A 16,828-nucleotide genomic window follows, 5' to 3' on the forward strand; every position below is an offset into this window, starting at 1 on the left:
GCTACCTGGGCTGATGTCATCAACCGCGCTAACCTGGGTATGGAAGTAATGCACGAGCGTAACGCTCACAACTTCCCCTTAGACTTGGCTGCTGGTGAAGTTGCTCCTGTTGCTTTGACTGCTCCTGCAATCAACGGCTAATCATAAACTTTAGCTGAATCGAAAAAAGCCTCCTAGAGATAGGGGGCTTTTTTTGTTTTTTAACCTAATTACTCCAGCTGACGAAGCGATCGCACAATCTAAAAACATGACCGAAAAAATGTCATCATAGTTGATGATGAGAAAATACAGGAGATAAAACCACGGTTTACGCACGTCCTTTAGCACGGTTAATCGAGCAGTTGCAACGCCTACCAGGAGTTGGTCCCAAATCAGCCCAAAGATTGGCGTTGCACATCTTAAAACGTCCCGAAGCCGAAGTAGAAGCCTTAGCACAAGCCTTGATTGATGCAAAAAAGCAGATAGGCTTGTGTTCTGTTTGCTTTCACCTATCTGCTGATCCTGTTTGTGAAATTTGTCGTCATCCTAACCGCGATAATACCTCTATTTGTGTGGTAGCTGATTCTCGTGATGTGATTGCTTTGGAAAAAACCCGCGAATATAAAGGTAAGTATCACGTTTTAGGTGGGGTGATTTCCCCTATGGATGGTATTGGAGCAGAACAGCTAACTATTCAAGCTTTGGTGCAGCGGGTGAGTCAACAAAAAATCCAAGAGGTGATTGTGGCTATTAGTCCGACTATAGAAGGGGAGACAACAACCCTGTATATCGGTCAGCTACTTAAACCATTTACCAAGGTGACACGTATTGCTTTTGGTCTACCCGTGGGGGGCGATTTGGAGTATGCAGATGAGGTGACACTAGCTAGAGCCTTGGAGGGTCGCAGAGAATTATAGTTTTCAATTCCATGAAGTGGGGTTTTGCAAGGCGATCGCTAGTAAAAATTAAGTTACTGTAGCTTTACAGTGATTTCCCTGTAGATGTGGTCTGTCTGTAAAACTTGCATTTTTGAGGGTTTATTTAGCGTTCTCCTGTTTTTTCAATGGTTTCTATCACTGCTAAACCAACACCAGAAGCTGCTATGAGCATGACTGCTGATAGCAAATAGATATTAGCAAACATTCTCAGGGCATCTTCAAAAAACATATAGGTGCTCATTATTTCACCTTTTCAACTCTGTGCTGTTGTTAGTGTTCATGTTTCCATTTCCTGATTTAACAGTTCTCATGGAACAATGACTTTCATTAGCATCTTAACAAAACTTTAGACAGTTTATGAGGGTAAAGAGATTTTTTTTTTCTGGACATGAGATGAATTTAATGCATTTTTTGTGACCTAGAATACAGAAATATATATAAATTAATATTTAGGTGCGTCAGATATCAAAAATCTCTTGATTTCCACAATTCACAGGGTCTGACGCACCCTAGAAGATATATTAAGTTAAATTAAGCAGGTTTCAATAGTGGCTAATACAGATTGGGAAAGGGAGGTAAAATCATAACCACCTTCTAAACCAAAGAGAATTTTCCGAGTTAGTCCCAGACAAGCATTTGTAAATAAGGCATAGTCTTGAGGCTGTAAATTAATATTGGCTAAAGGATCTGACTGATTAGCATCATAACCTGCACTGACAATCAGTAAGTCCGCCTGAAACTCAGCTAAAAACGGTATTACCCTAGTTTCTATGATTGGCTGATATACAGTGATATTACTACCAGGGGGTATCGGTAAATTCAAGACATGATCATATAATCCCTTCTCAGAAGCTCTCCCAGTACCGGGATAACACGGATGCTGATGTAAAGAACAGTATGCAATTTGCGGGTGAGTTTCGACGATCGCCTGGGTACCATTGCCATGATGTACATCCCAGTCGAGAATGGCGACGCGGTTAACTCCTGGTTGTTCCAGGGCATATAAAGCGGCGATCGCCGCATGGGAAAATAAACAAAAGCCCATACCAGTATTACGTTCAGCATGGTGTCCCGGTGGACGTGCTAAGACAAAAGCCGGGTTAGCACAGGTGAGTACAGTATCCACCCCATCCAACCAGGCACTTACTGCTAATAATGCTACATCATAACTGCGGGGAGAAACTGGTGTATCACCGTCTAAATAACCCCCTCCACTGGCGGCAATTTCTTTAACTTTGTTGATGTAGGCTAGATCATGGGCTTTGAGTAGTGTGGGTATAAGCGATGGCCTTTCTAATGCTGGCGTAGGGGTAAGCCAAGTAATTTTTTCCCCAAAGGTGGCTGAGTTGAGAGCATTGACTATTACCGTCAAGCGTTCCGGTTTTTCGGGATGATATCTTCCAGTTTTGTGGTCTAGAAACTCATCAGAATAAATGACTGATAGCATAAGGAGACACAGCAGAATACTCTGGGTTATTCTATCCTGATTGTTGCTCTACCCTTCATGCTCCTCAAGAGTTTCATCAATTGGTTGCTCTAGCATCTCCGGTACTAAAGCAGGGTTCCCCCTCCGTTCCGCAGGTGACTGAGCGCGGATGACATCATCCATTTTGGGAGGATGTTTGATCATGTCTAGCACCTCCGGACTTAATTGAGATGCAGCATCTTCTGGGTGAGCTTTTTCCCCTGAGTTGAAAACTTTTTGGTGATTCATGGCAATTTATTTTAACTCCTAGTCTTCACCTTAAGATATGTAGTACGGAAGGGGTACTATCAGTGGGAGTTAAATTCCTATTTTCCCCATACCTCAATGGTAATATATAGTCATCCTATTTGACTTGAGAAATTATGAGTGAGGAAAGGGAACACACCGAACAGGGAACAGGGAACAGAAATTGTTCATGAATCATTTAGGATTGCTTTATTTACTATTATTGTTTCTAATCTAGGGCTGTTCTGTCTTATTTCCAGTATGGGAAAAAGTTGATTAACTACAGATGTAAGACTAAGACTGCTTAGGATCGAAGGACTATCTTCTGGCTAAAATAACTTTTTTTTGGCAATTAATTTGAATATAAACTATTAGTTATAAATGAGATGTTTCTAGTTATTTTTTCCTATAAAATAGTTACTAAAAACACATTCATAATGTTTTTTATATTACCATAGGCAAAAAGTCTAGTTTTCCAGTTTATTTCTCGATATTTTAGCTGGTTAATTTAGGTGCAAAAGATGAGATTATATGTTATAATGTTAACAAAAATATGGAAATTATTCAAGATTAATTCAGAATAATTTGACGCTGGCAACAAGCGTAAGGGCTAAAATCTACATTTTTTGGAGTTTTTTAGATTATGACAACCTCACAGGAGAGGATTATCCCCACAGACCTGCGCAATGAAATGTCCCAGTCTTATCTGGAATACGCCATGAGTGTGATTGTGGGTCGGGCGCTCCCAGATGCAAGGGATGGTCTCAAACCTGTGCATCGTCGCATCCTCTACGCAATGCACGAGCTGGGACTGACTCACGATCGCCCATTTCGTAAATGCGCCCGTGTAGTTGGGGAAGTTTTGGGTAAATATCACCCCCACGGTGATACAGCGGTCTATGATGCTTTGGTACGCATGGCCCAGGACTTCTCCATGCGATCGCCCCTGATTAACGGTCATGGTAACTTTGGTTCGGTAGATAATGACCCACCGGCGGCCATGCGATACACAGAGTGTCGGTTACAAGCTTTAACTAGTCTGTCCCTCCTCCAAGATATTGAATCAGAAACTGTAGATTTTATCGATAACTTCGACGGTTCCCAACAAGAACCGACAGTATTACCATCACGCATCCCCCAATTATTGCTCAATGGTTCCTCCGGTATAGCTGTGGGTATGGCTACCAATATCCCCCCGCACAACTTGGGAGAATTAATTGATGGTTTGGTGGCGCTGATTCACAACACTGAAATCACTGACCTGGAATTAATGGAGTATATTCCGGGTCCAGATTTCCCCACAGGGGCCCAGGTGTTGGGAACAGCAGCGATTCGGGAAGCCTACACCACTGGACGCGGTTCTATTACTATGCGGGGTGTGGCTACCATTGAAACCGTAGAACAACGAGGACGACCGGATAGAGAAGCAATTATTATCACTGAGTTACCCTACCAAACTAATAAGGCGGGGTTGATTGAAAAAATCGCCGACATGGTGAATGAAAAGCGTCTGGAAGGAATTGCAGATATTCGGGACGAAAGCGATCGCGATGGGATGAGAATCGTGATTGAATTGAAGCGGGATGCTTACCCCCGTGTAGTCCTCAATAACCTTTACAAGCAAACCCCCCTCCAAGCTAACTTTGGGGCGAATATGCTGGCCCTGGTCAATGGTAAACCGGAAATCCTCACCCTGAAGAAGTTCTTAGAAGTCTTCCTAGATTTCCGCGTCGAATCAATTACCAGACGCACCCGCTACGAACTGCGAAAAGCCGAAGCTCGTGATCATCTCCTCCAGGGGTTATTAATTGCCTTATCTCAATTAGATGCAATTATTGTTTTAATTCGTCATGCACCCGACGCACCCACAGCCAAAGCCGAGTTAATGACAAATTACGGCCTGTCAGAAGTCCAAGCCGATGCTATCCTACAGATGCAGCTGCGGCGTTTGACAGCCTTAGAAGCAGATAAAATTCGTCAAGAACACGCAGATTTACAAACTCAAATTGCCGATTTACAGGATATTTTAGCCCGGCGAGAACGGATACTAGAAATCATCGAAACCGAAGTCACTCAGCTAAAAACCAGCTTTGCAACACCCAGGCGTACAGTAATTTTACCCGGTGAAGGCGATATAGATGAGCGTGACCTGATTGCTAACGAAAAAGCCATCATTTTAGTCACAGAACAAGGCTACATCAAACGGATGCCTGTCAACACCTTTGAAGCCCAAAGCCGCGCTACCAGAGGGAAAGCCGCCGCTAAGGTCAAAGATGATGATACCATTGAGCATTTCTTAACTTGCTGCGATCATGACAGTGTTTTATTCTTTAGCGATCGCGGTGTCGTCTACTGTTTAAAAGCTTATCAAATTCCTGTCGGTTCCCGTACCAGTCGCGGCACACCCATTGTGCAAATGCTACCCATTCCCAAGGAAGAAAAAATTACCTCAATTGTCCCCGTAGATGAGTTTAGCAGTGAAGAATATCTAGTTATGCTCACCAAAGGCGGCAATATTAAGAAAACGGAATTAGCTGCATTTAGTAACATCAGAGCTAACGGCTTAATTGCTATTTCTCTGGAAGAAGGCGACCAACTGCGCTGGGTACGCCGAGCTAGAGTAGAGGACAGCATATTAGTGGGTTCTCGTCAAGGGATGGCGATTCATTTTCGATGTACCCATGAACAGCTACGCCCTCTGGGTAGAGCCACTCGGGGAGTCAGAGCCATGAAACTAAAAAATGGCGATGAACTCGTAGGGATGGATATACTCCCAGCCGCCATTCTGGACACCCTGAATACAGAGGAAACCGCAGACATAGACAACGCAGACATAGACATCCAGGAGGAATCCCTAGAAGTACCAAGTAACGGTATTATTGGTCCTTGGGTGTTAGTGATTACCATGGGCGGATATGGTAAGCGCGTACCAGTCGCCCAATTCCGACTGCAAAACCGCGCTGGTCAGGGTTTAATGGCTACCAAATTCAAAAACCGTAAGATTAAAGACCAATTAGCCACCTTACGCATTGTTAACAATGATAACGATGAAATTATGATGGTGACTAATCGTGGTATAATCATCCGTCAAGCGGTGAATGCCATTTCCATACAATCGCGATCAGCCACTGGGGTGAGAGTGCAGCGTCTGGATGAAGATGATGCCATTAATGGTGTAGCTATAGTTCCTCCTGATACCGGTGAAGATGTGGAAGCAGCTGAGTAAAAAATATAGGGAAAGGGTAACAACCTTACTCCCCTATGCGATCGCCTGCGCCAGTGGTGTCTTAATGGGGCTAACCGTAGCCCCCGTGGGTGCCTGGTTTTTCGCCTGGGTTGCCCTCGCCCCCCTGTGGGTGTTAGTTTTTACCTCTCCTGCATCTCCCCCCCTCCTGGGACTCGCCTGGGGTGTTGGCTATCATGGTGTCGCCCTATCCTGGATTACTGGGATTCATCCCATGAACTGGTTGGGCGTTCCTTGGTTACCAAGTTTAGCAATTACCCTGTTTTGTTGGTCATTTATTAGCCTACTTGGGGGGTTGCTCCTCACCCTGTGGGGGGCGCTTATGGCTCGTTGGGGGGGGAAAAAATCGGGGCTACGTGTTCTATTTGGTACGGCTATTTGGTGCGGATTAGAAAGTCTTTGGAGTGCTGGACCCCTGTGGTGGAGTTCCTTGGCTTATACACAAAGTCCCCACAACCTCGTAATTTTACACCTGGGTCAACTATCAGGACCGAACACCGTCACCGCCGCCATAGTTGCAGTTAATGGTTTAATTGCAGAAGCATGGATTAACCGCCACAGTAGAAGTTCCTCCTCTGGTCGGGTGGTCAAGCAACACTTGGCGATCGCCATCTCACTATTCATGACTTTACACCTGTTGGGGTTTTATTTATATAGCCGTCCCATCGCCCAACCACCAGCAGCAGCTTTGCAGGTGGGAATCATCCAAGGTAATATCCCCAACGAAATAAAACTTATACCCCAAGGTTTGCGGCGGGCTTTAGCAGGTTACACCACCGGATATTACAATCTAGTAGACCAAGGTGTTGATGCAGTCCTGACCCCAGAAGCAGCTTTACCCTATTTCCAGCGCGACCTCCCCAACACTAGCTTAGTGCAAGCAGTGCAAGAAAAAGGCGTAGTTGCTTGGGTTGGGGCTTTTGGAGAACAGGGAACCAGTTATACAAATAGTTTATTTACCTTCACTGGGAAAGGTGAAATTTTCAGCCGTTACGACAAAACTAAATTAGTCCCACTGGGGGAGTATATACCCTTTGAGGATATTTTAGGCGGCATAATTGGGCGCTTATCACCTCTGGATGCTCACCAAGTACCAGGGAAAACCAATCAGATATTTGATACCCCCTTTGGTCGGGCTATAGTTGGTATATGTTATGACTCCGCTTTCCCCGAAATATTTCGCCGTCAAGCTGCTACTGGCGGGCAATTTATTCTCAGTGCTTCTAACGATGCTCATTACAGCCCCTCTATGCCATTTCAACATCACGCCTTGGATATCATGCGGGCTATTGAAACCGATAGATGGTCAGTGCGGGCGACTAATACCGGATATTCCGCCTTTGTTGACCCCCACGGTCACACCTTATGGATATCTGGACATAACACTTATGCAACTCATGCTGAAACTATCTACAAGCGGGAAACTCGCACTTTATACGTGCGTTGGGGTGATTGGTTGACGGTTCTGTTATTGGGGTTGGCTGGGTTATTCCATCAAGTTATTCGTCTCACCCACAGACCCACAGGCTTAACAGAGTAACAGTTGCTTAGGTGTTGTTAGCAGCAAGGTGGAGCTTGAATATTTTTCAATTTTTTTATATTTTCATAATCTTTTTATCACAAAATTATTATTTGTATAATTTCGAGTTCATGCCCAAATTACTCTGTATAATATAATGGGTTTCTTTATCACTATTTCTGTTTATGTCTGTCCATAAATATAAGAGAGAGGAGCAAATTCAAGACATTAATACAGGTAAGTTTTTGACACCATTTCAACGAGACCTATTACAAAAAAGTTTACAAACAGATTTACCTGATTTATATCGGCTACGGATTCAAATTATGCTACTTGCAGATGAAGGGAAATCTCAAGGAGTTATTTGTCACATTTTGGGCTGTAGTCCCGCAATGGTGAGACACTGGATGCACATGGCCAGGAGTGGTATGGCGCATCAATGGGGTGATTGTCCCGTGGGTCGTCCTAAAGTGGTCAATAACGACTATTTACAGCGTTTGCAAGAATTGGTGGTTAGTAGTCCCCGTGACTATGGTTATGCTTTTACACGGTGGACTGTTAAATGGCTGGGTGAACATTTAGCTCAGGAATTTGGTGTGGAATTGAGCCATAGACACATTAAGCGACTACTCAAACAATTGGGATTATCCACTTGTCGCCAAATCAATCATCACCAACAAACAACTACGGGAAATACTGGGAATCCTAGCATCTTGATTCAAGATTTGAAGTCAGACACACCTCTAGAAGACCCCGTAATTTCCTATATTCCACCCACTTTAGATACTCATTTAAAAACTTATGGTGCAAAATCTACCCACCTCTGTGCTGTCTCTAGAACAGTTCAACCAGGTTCTAGGTCATTCTTTCTCCCCAGCAGAATTTCACAACTACTACTCACAGTTTAAATTCAAAAGCCCCAGGGTCGGTAAGTTTTGGCAAGGAAAAGATGTAGATGGTGGTGTATACATTATCATCACTGGTAAAGTCAGGCTGTTGAATCACGCAGATGAGTTAATTACTACCTTAGAAGCAGGAGCATCATTTGGGGAGTTTACCCTATTCCCAGAAGCTGACTTTTACCCCTATGGAGCTAGAGCTAGTGTTAATTTACAACTATGCTTCATTCCGGCTACAGTTTTGTCAGCCTTGATGCAGAAATATCCCCACATTCAAAACCATTTATTCACCCAAGCCCGTGCAGTTAATTCTTTACTGGTAACTTCAGATTCGCTACCTACATATCCTCAAGAGGAAATCACCCCCCCACCTGTCACACCAACCCAGACATCAAACAAGATCGGTAAAGCTTACCTCCCCAGTCCTACACAGCGCGTCGGACATTTACTACAGAAAACTATTCGCCGTTACCCGTTTTTTGCTCAACAAAGTGCTTCAGATTGTGGTGCTGCTTGTTTAGTCATGGTATCTCGTTATTGGGGTAAACGCTTTAGTGTCAATCGTTTACGAGATATCGCTAATGTTGACCGCAATGGCTCATCTTTACGGGGTTTATCCACCGCTGCTGAAAGTATAGGCTTTAGTACCAGACCAGTAAAAGCTAGTTTAGATCAACTAGCCAAGCAAAAATTACCCGCCATTGTCCACTGGGAAGGTAAACATTACATTGTTGTTTATGAAATTACCCGCAAATCCGTCATTGTCGCCGACCCCGCCATTGGTCAACGTACCCTCACCTACGCCGAATTTAAAGACAATTGGACGGGTTACACACTGCTGCTACAACCCACAGCATTTTTCAAAGATACCCCCGAAACCGTCACACCCTTCTGGCAATTCTTTGAATTAATCAAGCCCCATGGCTTGGTGATGTTGGAAGTATTTGCTGCTTCTATATTTATTCAAATCTTTGGTTTAGTTACCCCTTTATTCACTCAGTTAATCTTAGATAGGGTCGTAGTTCAACGTTCGGAATTAACTTTATTTGCTGTGGGTTTAGGGCTGCTAATTTTTAGTTTATTCCGTGTGGCTATGATGGGGTTACGGCAATATTTATTAGACCACACAGCCCATAAATTAGATGTGGCTTTAATTGTGGCTTTTATTCGCCATACCCTGCGTCTCCCCCTCAATTTCTTTGAGTCTCGTTATGTAGGGGATATTATTTCCCGTGTTCAGGAAAATACCAAGATTCAACGCTTTCTTTCCGGTGAGGCTTTATCTATTGTACTAGATTTAATCACCGTATTTATTTATGTCGGGTTGATGTTTTGGTATAGCTGGAAAATGGCACTTTTAGCTTTAGTAATTGTGCCGCCTTTTTTCCTATTAGCCTTGATTGCTACCCCGTTTTTACGCCGGATATCTCGGGAGATTTTTAACGCCTATGCTACTGAAAGTAGTTATTTAATCGAAGCTTTAACTGGGGTGAGAACCGTTAAATCTACAGCAGTGGAGCAAACGGTACGTTGGCATTGGGAAGACTTACTAAATAAAAGAGTGAAAACCAGCTTTTCTGGGCAGGTTATCGGTAATCGCCTGCAAATTTTTAGTAATTTGATTGACGCGGTTGTTACTACTGGGTTACTATGGTATGGGGCATATCTAGTAATTCAAAATCAGTTAACTATTGGGCAATTAGTAGCATTTAATATGCTGTTGGGTAATGTGATTGCCCCATTTCAAAGATTAACTGTTTTGTGGAATGAGTTACAAGAAGTAACCATCGCTGTAGAGCGGATTAACGATGTTTTGGATACAGAACCAGAAGAGGATTTACAGCATCAAGTCCGGCAATCTTTACCACCAATTCAAGGTCATATCTGTTTTGATCATGTCACCTTTCGTTATCACCCAGAAAGTGATATTAACGTTTTAGAAAATCTCAGCTTTACCGTTAAACCAGGGCAAATGGTAGCTTTAGTAGGTCGCAGTGGTTCAGGAAAGACAACTATTTCTAAGTTAGTTTTAGGCTTGTATCCCCCTACAGATGGTCAGGTGTTAATTGATGGACATGATATTACCAGTCTGTCCTTACGTTCCCTACGGGAACAGGTGGGGGTAGTTGACCAAGATACTTTTCTGTTTGGCGGTACGATTCGCGAAAATATTAGTTTAGCACACCCAGGGGCAAGTTTACAAACAATTATAGAAGCGGCAGAGTTAGCAGGGGCTGATGAGTTTATCAAAAAGTTACCCATGGGTTATGAAAGCCAAATCGGTGAAGGTGGGGGAATGTTATCTGGTGGACAACGACAACGAATTGCCATAGCAAGAGCTTTATTAGGTAATCCCTCACTGCTGATTTTAGATGAAGCCACTTCCCATTTAGATGCTGAATCAGAACGCATAATTCAAAACAACTTAAACACCATCCTCAAAGGTAGAACCACATTAGTAATTGCTCATCGTCTTTCCACAGTGCGCAATGCTGATTTAATTTTGGTACTCGATAAAGGGGTATTAATTGAAAGTGGTACCCACAACGAGTTAATGGCTAAACGGGGACATTATTACTATCTCAATCAACAACAGTTAGATAATGCAGGTAATATCCCCGACTTCTGAACACCATCTTCTCATCCCTTCAACATTTATCATAGAAGTCGGGGATATAACTACCATAATCAATTTTTTTGCCAAATCATTTAAATTTCACAACTATATCCAGGGGAATTATGCCAAATAGCATCAATCATGAGCAACATGAACCACTACAACCAGCCAACTTAATAGATGATTGGTCTCATGTCACCAAAGACCTACTAGATAGTTTACCCCAAGTGTGGACAAGGGGATTACTATACTTCCTGATTATATTTGTATCCATAGTTTTACCCTGGGCGATGTTTTCCCGCGTCGATGAAACAGGTACAGCTAGGGGAAGATTAGAACCCCAAGGTAAAACAGTCAGACTAGATGCACCCGTTGCTGGAACCGTGGCGGAAATTCAAGTCAAAGTAGGTGATGTAGTTACAGCTGGACAGACTTTATTGGTACTAGAATCAGAACTAGTCAAAGGCGAATTACGACAAACCAAAGACAGATTAGAAGGTCAATTAAATCGGTTATCTCAGTTAAACCTGTTAAAAAATCAGTTAATTGTAGTTTTGGCAACCCAGCGCCAACAAAATCAATTTCAAGAGTTAGAAAAACAATCTCAAATTGACCAAGCTAGACAAAATTTAACCGCCATACAGAGTTTATCTAATTTACAAAAAGAGGAAAAATTATCCCAAGTTAATCAAGCTAAACAAAGCCTAGAACATAGTCAAACTGCCAATAAATTAATGGCTTCCCGGTTAGCTAGCAGTCAACGAGAAGTTAAACGCTATGGTCAACTCCGGGAATCAGGAGTTATACCAGAAATCACACTGGTAGAAAAGCAAGATATAGCCCAAGAACAACAAAGATTATATGAACAGAGTAAATCAGATATTCAACAAGCCCAGTTACGGTTAGGAGAACAACAAAGTAGTTATCAGCGCACCATTAAGCAATTTGATGCTGATATTAAACAAGCCCAATTAAGAGTCAATGAACAAGAAAATAGTTACAAAATAGTCACTAATGCTGGTAAACTGGCGGTACTCAGAAGCGAAGAACAACTGAAAAATATAGAGAGCGAAATTTCTACCCTAAATGCAGAAATTGCTCAAACTAAAAGCCAAATTCAGTCCTGGGAATTTCAACTTAATCAACGAGTGTTAAAAGCCAACGTCAGCGGAACCTTATTTCAGTTACCTATTGAAAAAGCTGGTTCTGTGGTGCAACCAGGTACCTTAATTGCCGAAATTGCTCCCACAGGTTCACCGTTAATTGTCCGGGGACAAATGGCCACAAGTCAAAGCGGTTCCCTGAGTCAGGGTTTACCGGTTAAGCTGAAATTTGATGCCTATCCTTTCCAAGACTACGGGATAATTAGTGGTGAATTATTCAAGATTTCTCCCACAACTACAGAAATAGATACACCTAATGGGAGGGTAGCAGCCTATGAGTTAGAAATTTCCATGAATCAAGATTGTATTCCTAGTCAGGATAAATGTATCCCTTTAAATCCCGGCGACACTGTAACGGCGGAGGTAATTGTGCGCCAGCGCCGGATTATTGATTTTATACTTGATCCCTTTAAGCAGTTACAGCAGGGGGGTGTCAAGTTGTAGTAAAGTGCAAATGCTTTTCTGGGGCGTTCAAATCAACCCATTCTCCCCGATGTATCGACAGAAACAGTAAATCCAGTCCCCTCCCCTTATTCAGGGGAGGGTTAGGGTGGGGTTTAAATTTTATCAACCAAAATCAATCAAATTTTAGGAGTAAATCATGTTAGAATCCATCACCATTACCCAAGCAGATATTTGGCAACAAGTCAAGCTTTCCCTACAAATTCCTGAGCTAGTAGAGCAGATTGTCAGCCGTAAGATTATCTTATCAGCGGCGGAGGAAGCGGGAATCAAAGTAGAAGTTGAGGAATTACAAAAAGCAGCGGATTTTTTACGCTTAACAAATAAACTCACCAGTGCTGAGGATACTTATAAATGGTTAGAGAAGCATGGTGTATCTGTAGATGATTTTGAAGAGATTATATATACAGACTTAATTAGTGGTAAGTTAAATCAACATTTATTTGAAGATAAAATCGAGCCGTATTTCTGGCAAAACCAGCTAAATTATGCCGGTGTGGTGATGTATGAAGTGGTGTTAGAAGATGAAGATTTGGCGATAGAACTTTTTTACGCCATTAAAGAAGGGGAGATGAGTTTTTATGATGTGGCGCACCAATATATTAAAGATGTGGAATTGCGCCGTCAGGGGGGATATTTGGGGGTACAGCGTCGCCGGGATTTAAAGCCAGAAATATCTGCTGCTGTATTTGCTGCGAAACCTCCTCAGTTGCTTAAACCTATTATTACAGCTAAGGGTGTGCGTTTGATTTTTGTGGAGGAGATTATCCAGCCGCAGTTGAATGATGAGTTAAAGCAGGAAATTTTGAGGGATTTATTATTAAGTTGGATACAGGATAAAGTTAATCAAGTGGCGATTAATCTTAATCTGGAGTGATTGAATTGTATAAATTGGGGTGGGTTAGAGATAAAATGACCCACCATCAACCTCTTAGAGGATGTTTGTCAAGTCATGATTAGTGTATCAACTATTGTTTGACCCCACCCTCACCTTTCCCTTTATAAGGGAAAGGGGACTGGATTTTATTGTTTCGGTGTGTTCCCCATTCCCTGTTCCCCATTCCCTGTTCCCCATTCCCTGTTCGCTAAGATCAAAATTACCTGTTTAATACTTTCCAAATCACCTTTAGACAGCAACTGACTTTCTGGACAAATTGGCACTAATCTCATCGCTGGTTGGCAATAAAACCAGAGGACAACCTAATGTCTCAAAATCAAGGGTTTCAATTCCACGAACCCAAGGGGCAAAACGCTCTGGTATCAGTTTAAGCCTGCCGTCTGGCTGTAAAGTACCTACATCATTCCGCTCATCCGTAAGTGCTACGGTACACTTACCTACCTTTCCGTTGGCACGAATAACTAAAGAATTAGGACGTGAAGCATAACAAACATGTTCACCATTATAATCTGGATTGCCATTTTGTGCTGAATTTAACTCATCACCAAATAGTTTACCTTCCAGCATTTTAATAGCTACTTCCTTCTGATCCTCAGAAAAAGTTTTAATGGAGGTATCATTAGGTCCCCCAAGATTCTCAATGGCTTTAAAGAAAGCAGAAAACCTCGAGTCTTGTAAAAATTCTCTTTTGATATCCTCTAACAAAGGATCAAACAAATTTAATGTATCTGGGGTGAAGTGGAGACGTAATAAAATCGAGACTGGCAATGAACTATCCCGTATTGCTAATAAATTAGTCCAGATGCGCTCAAATGTACTTTTACCATCTGCTCGACGACGGCTTCGATCATGAATTTCCTTGGGTCCATCCAGAGAAATTTGGTAATCTCTAACTCCTAGATTAGCCAAGGTAGAAGCAGTCTTGATATCTAGGAAGTAACCATTAGTTGTCATTGAACCTGAATATTGCAACTGAGAATACTTTTCTGTTAAAGAGGTAGCATATTCAGAGATATCTAAAACAACATCCTTAGCCACTAGAGGTTCGCCACCAAACCAAGATAGGTTTAAAAAATTCAACTTTGAACATCGTTTATCTAAAAGCGCCTTGATACCTGCAATAATTTCCGGTTTCATTCGGCCTATGGAAAAGTCCTCATAGCAATAAACGCAACGGAAGTTACATTGCTCTGTTGGCAAGATGATTAATTCTAAAAATTTATCAGATATTAATTGCGCCCGCAAAGAGTTGGCTTTCTTTACAGATTCTATTGTTGTTGTCATTTGATTAATCCTTCACAAACACCTTTGAAATCTTTGTCACACCTCGATTGATAGCGCTGTATAAAAAAATACTTATGCCTAAATATTTTTCCCAAATAAAAGGGACAAAACAGTTATTATGTCCCGATTAATTTGATATTTATCAACTAAAATTACTAAGTACTGACTTTTTTGGGACAGTTATTATTAATACACTGACAGTTCCCGTTTCCTCTCAGTCCGCCTCTAATCTCAAGCTCTTGAGGTGTTAACTCTTGAAGTGCATCCGCTAATTCTGGATCATTTACTATTAATTCTCCGTCTTCGTTAATTTCAAAGATTTTGATATTAGCCATTAGAGTTGTTCCTCCATTTATTATCTTCAACAATCAAACATGAGGTTTAAAACCTCGATTGATAGCAGTGTATGAAACTAAGACACTTATGTCTAGATATTTTTCCAAAACAAAAGTGACAAAATAGTTACAGCTTTGTCACTAAAATTTCCGCAATTGTAACGATATATTACATAAAACAGCCGCAATTAGGGCTTAAAAGTCACAGAGTATACAAATAAACAGACAAAATACGGGATTATAAACCAGAAAAAAGGGACAAAATAGTTACAATTATGTCCCGATTAATTGGAGATTTACAGCGCCTTTGATTTGAGTTAGGTACAAAAGGGCGGGCTTTTCTGCCCACCCCACAAGATTGATGATATTAAGGTGTGTAGTTTATTTACTTGATATAAAAAAAATCAGGGAAATACAAAATCTAGCCTGATTAGTTTAGAGGTTGTTTGATAAGTTTTCAACAGGTAATTTTCATCTGAGGGAACACCGAAACGGGGGAACACATTGAATGCGGGGTAAAACAATATTTGATACCTTAATCATAACTTTTAAAACATCCTGTTAGTCCTTATAGCCTTTTTCAGGCTAATGAAGTACACATCAATTGCCTATTCCCTATTCCCTATTCCCTGTTCCGGTGTTCCCTGTTCCGGTGTTCCCTGAAACTAAACAACTTTGTACCTCACGAGCATGGGAAATGCTATATTGTAGTTATCGCCTGGCGCACCGACTTTATAAATATTTGAGTTAACATTGCCAAATATCATTTACCGTTAACTTAATTTCAGAAAACAAGGGGGAACAAATCACCATATCACCAGTAAAAACCTGCTCCTCATACAAACCTTCTACCCACTGCAAAACCGTCACCTTTTGCTGTATGGGATCTACAATCCAATACTCAGGGATTCCCCGCGTTGCATACTCAGAGCGCTTGTAACGATAATCCCGATTTTCTTGATTTGGACTGACTACCTCAATCACCAACAACGGCTGCGGCATATCCATTAAAATTAGGGAGCGTGTAGCACTTTGCATTACCTGAGCCAATTCTTCAGAAAACAAGACCAAATCAGGAACACGCACCCCCACCTGGCGACTATATACGGCCATTTCTGTTTTCATACTCAAGCGGTAATAGGGAATACCTAATTTTAGGAAGTATGCCAATAAAAACATGGCTATCCGACGATTTAGCTCACTTTCTAAAGGCATAGAAATTAATTTGCCGTTCTCCAATTCATATAAATTATCTGTACCATCATCAAATTGCAGAAACTCTTCCAAGGTCATGTTCTTGGGGGTTGTAACTGTCATGATTTTTTCTCCTATAAACCGTAAATACCCCATCTCTATCCTCATAAACCATAGAAGGAGTAAGTGGCGATCGCCCCTGCATTCCATTTAGTATTTGAAAATAGGGAGACAAGAGCGCCCCACAGTAATTACTGGGATTCCAACCAAGCCAGTAAATCCGCCATACTACCCAAATCTAGTAAAGCTTCCCCCAGGGCTTCTAATTGGTGGAGGGAAAGAGACTGGATGCGCTGCTGTAATTCTGGGGATAATTCACCGTATCGTTTTTTTAGTTGTTTGAGAATCAGGGTTAGTTCACCCTCTTGTCTACCCTCTTGTCTACCCTCTTGTATTCCCTCTTGTCTACCCTCTTGTATTCCCCGCTCATAACCTATGCGCTCGCCGGTGGTAACATACCTCATAGTCCGCTCCTGTTCAAATTGCTTAAATTCTGATTAGGCTGAAAAGGGGTAGGATACCCAC

14 protein-coding genes and 1 pseudogene are annotated in these 16,828 nt (G+C 41.9%); 8 read left to right on the forward strand and 7 right to left on the reverse strand.

What is annotated here, in order from left to right; translation table 11 throughout:
• Positions 1-141, forward strand: a pseudogene (locus tag PN457_RS11825) (photosystem II q(b) protein); the annotation flags it as partial.
• Positions 142-341: 200 nt separating this feature from the next.
• Positions 342-896, forward strand: a complete 555-nt coding sequence (gene recR / locus PN457_RS11830) for a recombination mediator RecR (protein WP_417006604.1) — start codon at positions 342-344, stop codon at positions 894-896.
• 124 nt (positions 897-1,020) lie between these two features.
• On the opposite strand, the gene PN457_RS11835 is transcribed toward recR, so the two are convergent.
• From PN457_RS11835 to PN457_RS11845, 3 genes are all read right to left on the reverse strand, one after another.
• Positions 1,021-1,158, reverse strand: a complete 138-nt coding sequence (locus tag PN457_RS11835) for a hypothetical protein (RefSeq protein WP_271733528.1) — start codon at positions 1,156-1,158, stop codon at positions 1,021-1,023.
• A gap of 285 nt (positions 1,159-1,443) precedes the next feature.
• Complete coding sequence (locus PN457_RS11840; protein ID WP_271733529.1) at positions 1,444-2,364, reverse strand: histone deacetylase family protein; 921 nt, start codon at positions 2,362-2,364, stop codon at positions 1,444-1,446.
• Positions 2,365-2,412: 48 nt separating this feature from the next.
• Positions 2,413-2,631 (reverse strand): hypothetical protein, encoded by a 219-nt coding sequence (locus PN457_RS11845; protein WP_271733530.1) that lies wholly within the window; start codon positions 2,629-2,631, stop codon positions 2,413-2,415.
• Between the two features lie 640 nt (positions 2,632-3,271).
• Here PN457_RS11845 and gyrA point away from each other — a divergent pair.
• From gyrA to PN457_RS11875, 6 genes are all read left to right on the forward strand, one after another.
• Positions 3,272-5,854, forward strand: a complete 2,583-nt coding sequence (gyrA, locus tag PN457_RS11850; protein WP_271733532.1) for a DNA topoisomerase (ATP-hydrolyzing) subunit A — start codon at positions 3,272-3,274, stop codon at positions 5,852-5,854.
• Complete coding sequence (gene lnt, locus PN457_RS11855; RefSeq protein WP_271733533.1) at positions 5,835-7,412, forward strand: apolipoprotein N-acyltransferase; 1,578 nt, start codon at positions 5,835-5,837, stop codon at positions 7,410-7,412. The genes gyrA and lnt overlap by 20 nt, the downstream gene beginning before the upstream one ends.
• Before the next feature lie 164 nt (positions 7,413-7,576).
• Positions 7,577-8,299, forward strand: a complete 723-nt coding sequence (locus PN457_RS11860) for a helix-turn-helix domain-containing protein (RefSeq protein WP_271733534.1) — start codon at positions 7,577-7,579, stop codon at positions 8,297-8,299.
• The gene (locus tag PN457_RS11865; protein WP_271733535.1) at positions 8,193-10,919 is read left to right on the forward strand and encodes a peptidase domain-containing ABC transporter; all 2,727 of its coding nucleotides are present in this window, start codon (positions 8,193-8,195) and stop codon (positions 10,917-10,919) included. Before PN457_RS11860 ends, PN457_RS11865 begins: the two co-directional genes overlap by 107 nt.
• A gap of 110 nt (positions 10,920-11,029) precedes the next feature.
• Positions 11,030-12,514, forward strand: a complete 1,485-nt coding sequence (locus PN457_RS11870; protein WP_271733536.1) for a putative HlyD family type I secretion protein — start codon at positions 11,030-11,032, stop codon at positions 12,512-12,514.
• Between the two features lie 157 nt (positions 12,515-12,671).
• Positions 12,672-13,409 carry a peptidylprolyl isomerase gene (locus PN457_RS11875; protein WP_271733537.1) on the forward strand — a complete coding sequence of 246 codons (738 nt, stop codon included), beginning with the start codon at positions 12,672-12,674 and terminating at the stop codon, positions 13,407-13,409.
• Between the two features lie 249 nt (positions 13,410-13,658).
• Here PN457_RS11875 and PN457_RS11880 read toward each other — a convergent pair whose 3' ends face one another.
• The 4 genes from PN457_RS11880 to PN457_RS11895 all read right to left on the reverse strand — a co-directional run bounded on the left by PN457_RS11880 (position 13,659) and on the right by PN457_RS11895 (position 16,767).
• A complete protein-coding gene (locus PN457_RS11880; protein WP_271733539.1) occupies positions 13,659-14,714 on the reverse strand; it encodes a radical SAM protein in 1,056 nt (351 codons plus the stop codon).
• A 155-nt stretch (positions 14,715-14,869) separates the two neighbouring features.
• Positions 14,870-15,049 carry a hypothetical protein gene (locus tag PN457_RS11885; protein ID WP_271733540.1) on the reverse strand — a complete coding sequence of 60 codons (180 nt, stop codon included), beginning with the start codon at positions 15,047-15,049 and terminating at the stop codon, positions 14,870-14,872.
• Between the two features lie 747 nt (positions 15,050-15,796).
• Entirely contained in the window at positions 15,797-16,366 is a 570-nt protein-coding gene (locus tag PN457_RS11890) for a Uma2 family endonuclease (protein WP_200987012.1), read from the reverse strand.
• 128 nt (positions 16,367-16,494) lie between these two features.
• Positions 16,495-16,767: a DUF4351 domain-containing protein gene (locus PN457_RS11895; RefSeq protein ID WP_334310762.1), complete on the reverse strand. Its 273-nt coding sequence runs from the start codon at positions 16,765-16,767 to the stop codon at positions 16,495-16,497.
• Positions 16,768-16,828: the final 61 nt, after the last annotated feature.

The organism is Anabaenopsis arnoldii, assembly GCF_028331025.1.
GTDB lineage: Bacteria > Cyanobacteriota > Cyanobacteriia > Cyanobacteriales > Nostocaceae > Anabaenopsis > Anabaenopsis arnoldii.